Source organism: Amycolatopsis sp. NBC_01307 (assembly GCF_035975215.1).
Lineage (GTDB): Bacteria > Actinomycetota > Actinomycetes > Mycobacteriales > Pseudonocardiaceae > Amycolatopsis.
The window spans coordinates 2,198,085-2,210,633 of record NZ_CP108403.1; the positions used below are offsets into that span (position 1 = coordinate 2,198,085).

8 protein-coding genes are annotated in these 12,549 nt (G+C 71.9%); 6 read left to right on the plus strand and 2 right to left on the minus strand.

The annotated features are described in order from the left end of the window. The first annotated feature begins 35 nt into the window (after window positions 1-35). From OG439_RS09520 to OG439_RS09540, 5 genes are all read left to right on the plus strand, one after another. Window positions 36-854 (plus strand): SDR family NAD(P)-dependent oxidoreductase, encoded by an 819-nt coding sequence (locus OG439_RS09520; RefSeq protein ID WP_326949005.1) that lies wholly within the window; start codon window positions 36-38, stop codon window positions 852-854. A 28-nt stretch (window positions 855-882) separates the two neighbouring features. Then, window positions 883-1,497, plus strand: coding sequence for a class I SAM-dependent methyltransferase (locus OG439_RS09525; RefSeq protein ID WP_326949006.1), 615 nt, complete (start codon window positions 883-885; stop codon window positions 1,495-1,497). Continuing rightward, the gene (locus OG439_RS09530; protein WP_247051193.1) at window positions 1,490-1,840 is read left to right on the plus strand and encodes a TraR/DksA C4-type zinc finger protein; all 351 of its coding nucleotides are present in this window, start codon (window positions 1,490-1,492) and stop codon (window positions 1,838-1,840) included. Before OG439_RS09525 ends, OG439_RS09530 begins: the two co-directional genes overlap by 8 nt. 146 nt (window positions 1,841-1,986) lie before the next feature. Continuing rightward, window positions 1,987-5,898: a family 78 glycoside hydrolase catalytic domain gene (locus tag OG439_RS09535; RefSeq protein ID WP_326949007.1), complete on the plus strand. Its 3,912-nt coding sequence runs from the start codon at window positions 1,987-1,989 to the stop codon at window positions 5,896-5,898. Continuing rightward, entirely contained in the window at window positions 5,895-9,308 is a 3,414-nt protein-coding gene (locus tag OG439_RS09540) for a glycoside hydrolase family 3 C-terminal domain-containing protein (protein ID WP_326949008.1), read from the plus strand. Before OG439_RS09535 ends, OG439_RS09540 begins: the two co-directional genes overlap by 4 nt. On the opposite strand, the gene OG439_RS09545 is transcribed toward OG439_RS09540, so the two are convergent. Both OG439_RS09545 and OG439_RS09550 read right to left on the minus strand, forming a co-directional pair. Beyond that, window positions 9,298-10,116: a class I SAM-dependent methyltransferase gene (locus OG439_RS09545; protein ID WP_326949009.1), complete on the minus strand. Its 819-nt coding sequence runs from the start codon at window positions 10,114-10,116 to the stop codon at window positions 9,298-9,300. The genes OG439_RS09540 and OG439_RS09545 overlap by 11 nt on opposite strands. After that, on the minus strand, window positions 10,016-10,552 hold the full coding sequence (locus OG439_RS09550; RefSeq protein WP_326949010.1) for a GbsR/MarR family transcriptional regulator: 537 nt from the start codon (window positions 10,550-10,552) through the stop codon (window positions 10,016-10,018). The genes OG439_RS09545 and OG439_RS09550 overlap by 101 nt, the downstream gene beginning before the upstream one ends. A gap of 149 nt (window positions 10,553-10,701) precedes the next feature. Between OG439_RS09550 and OG439_RS09555 the strand changes: the two genes are divergently transcribed. Next, on the plus strand, window positions 10,702-12,474 hold the full coding sequence (locus OG439_RS09555; RefSeq protein WP_326949011.1) for a sigma-70 family RNA polymerase sigma factor: 1,773 nt from the start codon (window positions 10,702-10,704) through the stop codon (window positions 12,472-12,474). The last annotated feature ends 75 nt before the right edge of the window (window positions 12,475-12,549 follow it).

Sequence of the window (12,549 nt, forward strand, 5' to 3'; positions counted from 1 at the left end):
CGGCGTATTAATGCAGTCTGTGCTACTGTTACGTCATGACGCAGCGAACTGAGACAAAGAGCTGGTTGATCACGGGAACGTCGAAGGGCTTCGGCCGAGAATGGGCCGAAGCGGCACTCGAACGGGGTGATCGGGTCGCGGCCACCGCGCGCGACGTCGAGAGCCTGCGCCCGCTCGTCGAGCGCTTCGGCGACGCCGTGCTGCCGCTGCGGCTGGACATCACCGACCGCGCGGCGGCGGTCGCGGCCGTCGAGGCGACGGTGGCGAAGTTCGGGACCCTGGACGTCCTGGTGAACAACGCCGGCTACGGGCACTTCGGCATGGTCGAGGAGCTCACCGAGGCGGAGATCCGCGCGGAACTCGACACGAACTTCTTCGGCACGCTCTGGCTGACCCAGGCGGCGCTGCCGGTCATGCGCCGGCAGGGCCGCGGCCGGATCATCCAGGTCACCAGCGAGGGCGGCGTCCGCGCGTTCCCCGGCATCGGGGCCTACCACGCGTCGAAGTGGGCGGTGGAAGGGCTTTCGGAGTCCCTGCGGCAGGAGGTCGCGGCGTTCGGGATCGACGTCATCTGCCTGGAGCCCGGCCCGTACCGGACGGACTTCGGTGGCGCCAGCGTCCGGACCAGCGCCCCGAACCCGGACTACGACGCCGTCCGCGAGGTGGGCCGGATCGAGTGGGACCTGGGCGATCCCCGGGCGACCCGCGGGCCGCTGCTGCAACTGGCCGACACCGAGAAGCCGCCGAAGCGGGTGTTCTTCGGCAAGTCCCTCGCCGCGGTCGAAGAGGAGTACCGCGAGCGCCTGGAAACCTGGCGCGAGTGGGAACCCCTCGCCCAAGCGGCATTCGGCTGAACCGCCGGGTTCGTGGTTCGCTGGGGGTATGACGAAGGCGGAGCGGTGGCGGCGGTACTGGGACCGCAAGTCCGCGACCTACGACGCGGAGATGGACGTCTGGGACCGCCGCCTCTTCGGCGACTCGCGGGCGTGGGTGTGCGGGCAGGCGTCGGGTGACGTGCTCGAGGTCGCCGTCGGGACCGGGTTGAACCTGCCGAACTACCCCGCCGACGTCCGGCTGACCGGCCTCGACCTCAGCGCCGGGATGCTGGACCTCGCCCGGGTCCGTGCGGAGAAGCTCGGCCGCGCGATCACGCTCCAGCAGGGCAGTGCGCAGGAACTGCCGTTCGCCGACGCGTCCTTCGACACCGTCGTCTGCACCTTCGGCCTCTGCGCGATCCCGGACCACCCGGCCGCGGTGGGGGAGATGGCGCGGGTCCTGCGGCCCGCCGGCCGGCTGATCCTGGTCGACCACGTCGCGAGTTCGGTGTGGCCGGTGCGGGGGATGCAGTGGCTGGTCGAGCTGGCCAGCGTGCCCCTGGCCGGCGAGCACTTCCGGCGCCGGCCGCTGAAGGACGTCGAGGCGCTCGGGCTGGTCGTCGAACGGCGGGAGCGGTTCAAGGCGGGACTCGTCGAGCGGCTGGTCGCCCGTCATGGATGAGCGCGTCGCGACGGAGCTGATCGCCCGGGCCCGTGCCGAGACCGAGCGGCTGGCCGCCTCGCTCGCGCGGCAGCGCGACGGCATCGTCGAGGCGTCGGAGTTCACCAGCAACGACGACGAGCACGACCCGGAAGGCGCCACGATCGCGTTCGAACGGGCGCAGGTCCAGGCGATGCTGCGGCAGGCGCATGACGACCTCGCGGACCTCGGCCGGGCCGCCGAGCGGGTGCGCGCCGGCACGTACGAGACCTGCGAACGCTGCGGCGGCCCGATCGCCGAAGAGCGCCTCGCCGCCCTGCCGGCGACGCGGATCTGCATCGCCTGCGCGAACAAGAAGCGCTGAGCTGATCGAGTGTCTTCTTCGACATCATCCGGACAGGAATGACGCCGTTTCTTGTTTCGCCGCCAGGATGGTTGTAGACAGTCCCTCGGCTGATTGAAACGTTTTTATGGCGTCAGGAGACGTTCATGCGCCGGTCGGGAACCTCGATGAAGAGACGGGCCGTCGTCGTCGCGCTCGCACTCGCCGCGGCGGTCGTGCCCGCCACGACCGCGAGTGCGGAACCGGCGCACGGCGGCCCGCTGCCACCGACCGCGCTGCGGGCCGACGGCCAGGCGGCGAACGTCCTGGCCGGCAGTCCCCGGCCGACGCTGGCGTGGACGGTCAACGACGCCGGTCGCGCGGAAACCCAGACGGCGTACGAGATCCGCGTCGACGGCCCGCGGTCCCACTGGGACTCCGGCCGGGTGGTTTCGGGCAACTCGGTCGATGTCGTCTATACCGGACCGGCTCTCGACAGCGACCGCACCTACGAATGGTCGGTGCGCACCTGGAACAGCGAAGGCCGGCAGTCGCCGTGGTCGGCGCCCGCCCGCTTCGACACCGGCCTGCTGCAGCCGGCCGACTGGTCCGCCTGGTGGCTGCAGGTCGACGACGGCGCGCTCGTCCGCGGCGGCTTCGACGTCACCAAGCCCGTCGCCCGCGCCCGGCTGTACTTCGGCGCGCAGGGCGTCGCCGAGCCGCACCTCAACGGCGCCCGCGTCCAGCCCCAGCAGGTGCTCGACTCCGCCGTCACCGACTACGCCACCCGCGTGCTCTACCGCGACCTCGACGTCACGAAGCTGCTCAAACCGGGCCACAACGCGCTCGCGTTCATGGCCGGCAAGGGTCAGTACACCGGCCGGCCCGCGCTCGTCGCCCAGGTCGACGTCACCTATACCGACGGCTCGACCGCGCGGTTCGGCACCGGCACCGACTGGAAGGCCCACGCCGGCCCGGTGACCGGTGACGACTTCTACTACGGCGAAACCTACGACGCCCGCAAGGAGATCGCGGGCTGGGACACCGCCGCGTTCGACGCCGGCGCCTGGCCCGCCGCGCACGCCGTCGCCCCCGCGTCCCACCGCCGGAGCCTCGCGCAGGGCAAGCCGGTGACGGCCTCGGACACGACGACCTGCTGCGGCTGGTCCCCGGCGGCCGCGACCGACGGCATCGACGGCTCGATCGACGCGTCGGAGGGCTACCACTCCGCCATCGAATCCAGTGCCGACAACACGAAGTGGGCCCAGGCCGACCTCGGCTCGGCCCAGAAGCTCGGTTCGGTGACGCTGTTCCCGGCGCGTCCGACCAACGACACCTCGGGTGACGTCGTCGGCGCCGGCTTCCCGGTGCGCTACCGCGTCCAGGTCAGCGACGACCCCGCGTTCGCCACCGCGACGACCGTCGCCGACCGCACCGACGCCGATCAGGCCAACCCCGGCACCGCGGCCGTCACCCTGCCCACGAACGTCACCGGCCGGTACGTCCGGGTGACCGCGACGAAACTCGCCTGTGTTGGCACGAGCTGCACCTTCCGGCTGGCCGAAATCGGCGTCTACGGCCCGAATCCCGCCGTCGTCGGCAGCGGCGTCACCCAGCTGCAGGCCGACATCACCCCGCCGACCCGGATCGTCGCGAACCACGACCCGGTCAAGGAAACCCGGCCCGCGCCGGGCGTGCGCGTCTACGACTTCGGCCAGAACCGCACCGGCCAGGCGACGCTGAAGGCCGCGCAGCCCGCCGGGACGACGGCGTCGCTGAAGAAGGGCGAGATCCTCGACGCGACCGGCCGCGTCTCGACCGCGAACATCAGCTTCAACGGCTCCGAGCCGCCGCGCCAGACCGACCACTACACGTTCAGCGGCACCGGCACCGAGACGTACCTGCCGCACTTCAACTACGCGGGCTTCCGCTACGCCGAGCTGACCGGCGTGCCCGACGACGCCGCCGTCACCGTGACCGCGCAGGAGATCCATACCGATGTCGCCGCGACGGGCCGGTTCGACACCTCGGACCCGGGGCTCGACCAGATCCAGGCCGCCGTCACGCAGACCCAGCTGAACAACCTCGAGTCGATCCAGATGGACTGCCCGACCCGCGAACGCCACGGCTGGCTCGGCGACGCCGCCGACTCCGACCAGGAGGCGATGGCCAACTTCGACATGCAGGCGTTCTACACGAAGTGGCTCGGCGACATGGTCACCAGCGCCGGCGCCGACGGCAGCCTGCCGTCGGTCGCGCCGGTCAACGGCCGCACCGACTGGCTCACCGACCCGGCGTGGGGCACCGCGTACCCGCAGATCATCTGGGACTCCTACACCCAGTACGGCAACGCGCAGCTGCTCGCCACGCACTACGACCACGTCAAGGCGTGGGTCGACTACCTCGGCACCATCAGCGACGCCGACCACGTCGTCGTCAACCCGCCGACGTCCTGGGGTGACGACTGGCTCTCGACGGTCAGCACCCCGCACGGCTACTTCCAGACCGGCTTCTCCTACCTCGACGCGCAGCTGCTCGCGAAGATGGCCGCAGCATTGGGAAACCGGGCCGACGCCACCAAGTACAACGCCCTCGCCGGGCAGATCGCCACGGGCTTCCTGAAGCGCTTCTACTCCGCCGACACCGGCGTCTTCGGCACCGGGACGCAGCTGTCCTACGCCCTGCCGCTGGTGTTCGGGCTCGTCCCGGCCGGCCGCGAGCAGTCCACAGTGGACCGACTGGTCGCCGACGTCGCCGCGCACCAGAACCACGTCACGACCGGGTTCGTCGGCACCACGCTGGTGTTCCAGGCGCTGGGCAAGTACCAGCGCAACGACGTCGCGCTCGCGATCGCCCAGCGCACCGACTACCCGAGCTTCGGCTACATGGTGAACCAGGGCCCGGGCACGATCTGGGAGAAGTGGGACAACTCCTCGGCGCCGGACGGCACGTCGTCGAAGGACCACATCGGGCTCGGCGGCGCGATCGGCCAGTGGTTCCAGCAGCAGCTCGCCGGGATCCAGCCCGGCACCCCCGGCTGGCGCGAGTTCACCCTGGCCCCGGCCGTCGCCGGGAACCTCACCCACGTGACGGCGCAGCAGCAGACCGTCCGGGGGACCGTGGTGAGTGCGTGGCAGCGTGACGGCAGCACGCTCACCTACCACGCCACGATTCCGGTCGGCGCGAAGGCGACGATCCGGCTGCCGCTGCTCGGCGGCAGGCAGTCGTCGGTGCGGGAGAACGGCCGGACGATCTTCGCCGACGGCCACGCCGCCCAGTCCGACCCCGGCCTGACGGTCGGCCGGGCCGACGACGAGACGCTCACCCTGACCGCCGGTTCGGGCGACTACACATTCACCGTGACGCCGCCGCGCACGCCGTTCACCCGGCTCGCGCTCACCGCGGGCGCACCCGCCGCGATCACCGCGGGCGGCAGCGGTGACGTCCCGGTCGTCGTCGAGGGACGGTCCACTGTGGCCGGTCAGGCGACCCTCGGCGCGCAGGTGCCCGCGGGCTGGACCGTGACGGCCACCCCGGCCGGGATCCCGTTGACCCCGGCCACGTCCGAGACGCCGGGTAGTGTGCGGATCACCGTGCCCGCCGGGGTCAAGAGCGGGCTGTACCCGGTGACGCTGACCGTGAAGCCGCCACGCGGCGAGACGGTGAAGACGACCGTGAACGTGCCCGTGTTCGGTAGCTGGGCGAGCGGCACGACGGCGTCGGCGTCGAGTGAGCACGCGCCGAACGTCGTCAACGGCGCCACCCGCACCTACCTGGCGTCGAACGCCATCGACCACGACCTCGCGACCTTCTGGAACGACGACACCGACAGCCGGTACCCGGACACCCTCACCGTCACGGCGCCCGCCGCGACCACGCTGACCGGCGTCGGCTTCGCGTCCAACCCGGACGGTGTGCCGACCGACTTCACCGTGCAGACCTGGGACGGCGCCCAGTGGGCCGACCAGGTCCACGTGACCGGCAACACCGCAGTCTACCGGTGGATCCCGTTCCCGGCGCCGGTGACCACGACCCAGGTGCGGATCGCCGTCGCGGCCGCACAGAGCAGTTTCTCGAGGATCGCGGAGGTGACGCCGTGATACGGCGTGGAGCAGCCCTGATCGCGGCCGTGCTGATCACCGGCACGACCGTCCCCGCGGCCGCCGAGGCCGCGCCCGCTTCGCCTAACGCAGCTTGTCCCTGGGTGGGGTCCCACGTGCCCGTGGACAAGCGGGTCGCGCAGGTGCTCGGACAGATGACCCTGGACGAGAAGATCACGATGGTGCACGGCACCGCCGCCGGCGGCTACACCGGCCGCGTCGCGGGCGACGACCGGCTGTGCATCCCGTCGCTGAAGATGGAGGACGGCCCGCTGGGGGTGAACCTGGGCAACACCACCCAGCTGCCCGCCGCGTCCGCCGTCGCCGCGTCGTTCGACGCGGGGCTGGCGAAGACCTACGGGTCGGTGATCGGCGCCGAGGACAAGACGAAGGGCGTCGACGTCGACCTCGGCCCGACCATCAACATCGTGCGTGACCCGCGCTGGGGCCGCGCTTTCGAGTCCTACAGCGAAGATCCGTACCTGGCCGGGCAGATGGGCGCGGCCGACATCGACGGCGTCCAGTCCCAGGGCGTGATGGCGCAGGTGAAGCACTGGGCCGTCTACAACCAGGAGGAGAACCGCAACACCACCGCCGACAACGCGGTGATCGACGACCGGACCGTGCACGAGATCTACGCCAGCGCGTTCGGGAACGTCGTCGCGAAGGCCAAGCCGTCGTCGGCGATGTGCTCGTACTCCTCGATCAACGGCACCTACGCCTGCGAAAACCCTTACCTCAACGACATCCTGAAGCAGGACTTCGGGTTCGACGGCTTCATCACGTCCGACTGGGGTGCCACGCACAGCGCGGCCCCGTCGGCGAACGCCGGGATGGACATGGAGATGCCCGGCCAGGACTTCTTCGGCACCACGCTGAAGACGGCCGTCCAAAGTGGACAGGTGCCGCAGTCCCGGCTGGACGACATGGTCACCCGCATCCTGCGCGAGGAGTTCCGCTTCGGGCTGTTCGACCACCCGTCGCCCGACACGCTCGACGCGGCCGCGTCGACCGCCGCGCACCTCGCGGTGGCCAAGAAGGCCGCCGAAGACGGCACGGTCCTGCTCAAGAACGACGGCTTGCTGCCCCTGGACGCGCGCAAGCTGCACTCGGTCGCGGTGATCGGCGACGGCGCGGGCAAGAACACGCTCAGCTCCGGCGGCGGCAGCGCGCACATCGCCGGCACCGGCACGGTCACGCCGTTCGACGGCATCAAGGCGCGCGCCGGCGCCGGCATCGACGTCGAGTACGCGCAGGGCAACCTCGGCGCGGGCAGCGCGCTGCCCCCGATCGAGAGCAGTGCGCTCAAGCCGCCGTCGGGCACCGGCAGCGGGCTTCAGGGGGACTACTACGCGAACACCGACTCGTCCGGGACGCCGGTGGTGACCCGCACCGACCCGCAGGTGGCGTTCACCTTCAGCGGGGCGCCCGCGCCGGGTGTGCCCGCGACGAACTTCTCGGCCAAATGGACCGGCACCCTCACCGCGCCCGCGACCGGCACGTACACCCTCGGCCTGACCAGCGACGACGGCAGCCGCCTGCTCATCGGCGGGCAGCAGGTGATCGACAACTGGGGTGACCACGGCGCGCAGACCAAGACCGCGCAGGTCCCGCTCACCGCGGGCCAGCCGGTGCAGGTCGAGGTCGACTACTACCAGGGCGGCGGCGACGCCTCGGTCAGCCTCGGCTGGCTGCCGCCGGGGGAGGACCTCGTCGGTCAGGCGGCCGCGCTCGCCGCGAAGTCCGACGTCGCGGTCGTCTACGCCAACGACTACGAGTCCGAAGGCGGCGACCTCGACGACATCGACCTGCCCGCCGACCAGAACAAGCTGATCGACGCCGTCGCGGCGGCCAACCCGAACACCGTCGTCGTGCTCAACACCGGCTCCGCCGTGACGATGCCGTGGCTGGCGAAGGTCAAGGGCGTCTTCGAGGCGTGGTACCCGGGCCAGGAGGCGGGCCACGCGATCGCGTCGCTGCTCTTCGGCGACGTCGCGCCGTCCGGCAAGCTGCCGGTGACGTTCCCGACGTCACTCGGCCAGGTGCCCGCGTCGACGGCGGAGCAGTGGCCGGGTGTCGACGGCAAGGTCCGGTACTCCGAGGGCCTCGACGTCGGCTACCGCTGGTACGACCGCAAGAACCTGACTCCGTTGTACCCCTTCGGGTTCGGGCTCTCGTACACGAACTTCCGCTTCTCGAACCTGAAGGTGGACGGCGACACACTGCGCGAGAACGGCCGGCTCTCGGTCAGCGCCGACGTCACCAACACGGGCGCGCGGCGCGGCGCCGAGGTCGCCCAGCTGTACCTGAGCGATCCGGCGTCCACCGGGGAGCCGGTCAACCAGCTCAAGGGCTTCCAGAAGGTGGATCTCCAGCCGCGCCAGACGCAACGGGTCCGGTTCGAGCTGACCGCGCAGGACGCGTCGTACTGGAGCACCGACGCGCACGCGTGGGAACTCGGCGTCGGCCGGTACACCGTCCGCGTCGGCGACTCGTCCCGGAACCTCCCGCTGTCGGGTGGCTTCCGCGTCGACCACACCACCGGGCCGCGGTTCACGAAGGTGGCCGCGCCCGCGATCGCGGCGCCCGGCAAGTCCCTCGCGGTGACGACCACCTTCACCAACGGCGCCACCGAAGCCGTGCACGACGCCGTGACGACGCTGGCCGTCCCGGCGGGCTGGAAGGCGACGCCGCGCACCCCGGCGGTCGTCCGGACGGTCCGGCCGGGGGAGTCGGTGCCGACGACGTGGGCGGTGACGGCCGGCGCGTCGGCGGCGCCCGGCCCGGTCTCGTTGTCCGCCACCACCCGGTACTCCGGTGGCGTCGTCCGGGGAACGGCGTCCACGCAGGTCGCCTACCCGAACCTGGCGGCGGCGTACACGGACGTCGGCGTCACCGACGACGCGGATCCGGCGCCGGGCAACCTCGACGGCGCGGGCTTCAGCTTCTCCGCCCAGGCCCTGGACTCGGTGGGCGTCCACCCCGGCGGCTCGGTGACGAGCGGCGCGGCGACGTTCACCTGGCCGGACGTCCCGGCGGGGCAGCGGGACACGGTCACGACGGCGGGCCAGAGCGTCAGCCTCACCGGCTCGGGGACGGCGCTGAACCTGCTGACCACCGGCACGAACGGCACGCAGAGCGGCCCGGTCACCGTGACCTACACCGACGGCACGACGTCCACCTCGACGCTGACCGTCGCGGACTGGTACGCCAACCAGGCCGTGGCCGGCTGCGTGCTCGTGGCGACGACGCCGTACTGGAACCGCCCCGCGGGCAGCACCTACCCGCACGACCAGAAGGTGAGTCTCTACGCGGCTTCCGTGCCGCTGACGGCGTCGAAGCAGGTCGCGTACGTGACGCTGCCGTCGAACAAGCAGCTGCACGTCTTCGCGACGGCGTTCACCGCGTGAAGCCGTAGCGCAGGAACCGCATGGCGTCGCGGACCGGCGGCACGTGGGCGAACGCCCGCGTGACCGTCCGGGCCGCGGCGCCGGTCTGGTGCCCGCCGATCAGGTCGACGGCGGACCGCTCGTCGAGCAGCCGCAGCGGCGGGTGCTCGGTGGCGAAGGCGTCCGGCGCGGGCATCGCCCAGCGGAAGCCGGTGTCGGCCCGGCGCATCGAGGGCTGCAGGCCCGCGACCGTCTTGACCCACGGCGCGACGCCGTCGAACACGAGACGGCCGCGGGGGAAGTGCCGCAGCGCCCGGTCGACCAGCCGGTCCACGTCGTCCGGGGCGAGGTACATCAGCAGCCCTTCGGCCAGCACCAGCGCGGGCCGATCGGTCGGGATCTCGTCCCACCACGCGGCTTCGGTGACCGACGAACCCACCGTGCGGACGCCGTCGATCGGTCCGTAGAGGCGTTCCCGCAGTTCGATGACGTCGGGGTAGTCGACGTCGATCCATTGCACGGTCGCCGGGCGGTCGATGCGCAGCGGGCGGCTGTCCAGGCCGCACGCCAGGTGCAGCACCAGGCCGTCGGGGTGGCCGGCGAGGAAGTCGCGGGTCCAGGCGTCGAACTGGCGGGCGCGGGTGGCGATCAGGGGCGCGTTGCCCTTGAGGTTGCCGAGCCGGCCGAAGTCGTAGTCGATCCGGTCGACGACGTCCTGCGCGAACGGGTCACCGAGGATCGGCGTCGTGCGGCGGTTGTCGAGGGCGCGCAGGTACAGCGCCATCAGCAGGGTTTCCTTCTCCTGGCTCAAGCGGACCTGTTCGGTCATCGGGGTCTCCGTTCTCCGGCGGCCGCAGGAGCGAGCCGACCCAGTGGTAGACGGATTGCGCGGCGCGCAGCCGGGACGCGCGTTCGGCGTCGCGGCCGACGAGGTCGAGGCCCTGGTGGAGGACGTCCTCGAAGGCGCTCATGCCTTCGATGCGCCGGCGGACGGCGGTTTCCCAGCCCTGGTCGTCGAGCCGGTAGTAGGCGGTGCGGTCACCGGCGCGCGTGTAGCGGCGGACGAGCCCGGTGGCGGTCAGGGAGCGGATGTTCGCCGTCATCGACGCGCGGCTCGCCTTGATCCCGGCGGCGATGTCGGCCGCGGACTGTTCGGCGGGCTCGCAGATCATCAGCCAGCCGAGGATGCGCCCGGTGATCGGCGGCAGCCCTTCCTGGCGCGCGAAGAAGGCCGAGACCTGCTCGATCCAGGCTTCCTCGTTCACCCGCGTCTCCCTCCAGTCATTACAGTCATGACTGTAACATGCGTCGAATGTGACCCGGCTCACTCGCGGACGAAGTTTCTGTGATCCAGGATGGTCGGGCCCGGTCTCCTGGTCGTACGGGAATTCGTCGGCGGAGTGAGGGTGTGGACGTGATCGGTCAGAAGCGGCTCGAGCAGGTGGACGTGTCGCAGGTGGTCGCCGCGCGAGCCGGGGACAGCACGGCACTCGACGCGCTGGTCGCGGCGTACCTGCCGCTGGTCTACAGCATCGCCGGCCGCGCACTCTCGTCGGACGCCGACGTCGACGACGTCGTGCAGGAGACGATGCTGCGTGTCCTGCGGGGCATCGAGACCCTGCGCGAGCCGGCCAGGTTCCGGTCATGGCTGGTCGCCGTCACGATCAACCAGATCCGCGAACACCACCGCCGCCGAAGCGCGGCCCCGGACCCACTGGCCGAGTACGACGAGCGCCCAGATCCCGGCGCCGAGTTCGCCGAGATCGCGCTGGCCCGGCTGCACATAGCGGAGCAACGCCGCGAGGTCGACGAGGCGGCCCGCTGGCTGGACCCGGCGGACCGCGAACTGCTGGCCCTGTGGACCCTCGAGCGCGCCGGGCACCTGACCCGCACGGAGGTGGCGGAGGCCCTGCGCCTGGACGCCCACCTGGTGACGGTCCGGGTGAGCAGGCTGAAGACCCGCCTGGAGACGATCCGCCCGTTGGTGCGCGCCCTGACGGCCGAGCCGCGCTGCGCCCGCCTGGACCAGGCATCATCGGGCTGGTCGGGCCGCCCGGGACCGTTGTGGCGCAAGCGGTTCCTGCGCCACGTGGAGGAGTGCGCGCGTTGCCGCCGCGAGACGGACGACGCGGTCCCGGTGGACCGGATCCTCACGGGCGCGGCCCTGCTGGTGCTCCCGGCCGGGTACTTGCCACAACTACTGGCGAACCTGTGGGACGTGGTGTCGGGACCGGCGGCAGGCGGCCCAATCGCGGCCGGCGGAGGTGCCGCTGGAGGTAGTGCTGCCGGCGGCGGTGCCGCTGGAGGTAGTGCGGCCGGCGGCGGTGCCGTTAGTGGCGCCGCCGCCGGGAGCGGCGTGGCTGCGGGTGCCGGCGCCGGGAGTGCCGCGAGTGCCGCAGCCGGGACTGGCGTGGCGGCGGGTGCCGGTGCTGCCACGGCGGGCAGTGCCGTGGCGGCGGGTGCGCTCGCCCGATTCCTTGCCACGAAACCCTTCCTCGCGGCCGCCGGTGCGGCCATCGTCTGTGCTCTCGGCGTGGCCGGGGCCGTGGTTCTCTCCCCGCACGGCCAGCCGGTCCAGCCGCCGGCCGCGTTGTCCGGGGGCACATCCGAGCCCGCTCCGGCGCCCGTGACCGAACCCGGCACGACCGCCGCCTCGAGCTCCGTGCCGGTGGCGAGCACCTCGGCGCCGGCGTCCACGCAAGCGAGTTCGACGCCGACGGCCGCCGCGCCTCCGCCGCCGAGTTCGGCGAAGCCTCGTGTCCTGACGCCCGAGGAACGGGTCCTCGCGCTGATCAACGACCAGCGCGCCGCCGCGGGGCTGCCCGCGCTGCGGATGGATCCCGCACTGGTCACCGGCGCCGCGGCGCACAACCGGGTGATGGCCGGCGGATGCGGACTGTCGCACCAGTGCCCCGGCGAGGCCCCGCTCGGCGACCGCGAGCACGCGGCGGGCGCGCAGTGGACCTCGGCCGGTGAGAACATCGGCACCGGCGGCCCCGTCGCCGACGCGACCGACCCGATCGCCCGGATGGCCCTCGGCCTGACCCAGAGCATGATCGACGAGAAGCCCCCCAATGACGGCCACCGCCGCAACATCCTGAGCACCTCGTTCACCCGCATCGGCATCGTGGTCACCCGCGACTCCCGCGGCTCGGTCTGGCTGACCCAGGACTTCGCCGGCGGCTGACGCGGGCGCCGTCGGACAGGCGACGTCCGGTGAACCTGGCGAACTCGGCCAGCCGAGACCCGACGACACGGCGAT

Excerpts from the sequence above, each read along its gene's own strand:
- OG439_RS09520 (WP_326949005.1), top strand. The coding sequence starts at position 36 with ATGACGCAGCGAACTGAGACAAAGAGCTGGTTGATCACGGGAACGTCG.
- OG439_RS09525 (WP_326949006.1), top strand. The coding sequence starts at position 883 with ATGACGAAGGCGGAGCGGTGGCGGCGGTACTGGGACCGCAAGTCCGCG.
- OG439_RS09530 (WP_247051193.1), top strand. The coding sequence starts at position 1,490 with ATGGATGAGCGCGTCGCGACGGAGCTGATCGCCCGGGCCCGTGCCGAG.
- OG439_RS09535 (WP_326949007.1), top strand. The coding sequence starts at position 1,987 with ATGAAGAGACGGGCCGTCGTCGTCGCGCTCGCACTCGCCGCGGCGGTC.
- OG439_RS09545 (WP_326949009.1), bottom strand. The coding sequence starts at position 10,116 with ATGACCGAACAGGTCCGCTTGAGCCAGGAGAAGGAAACCCTGCTGATG.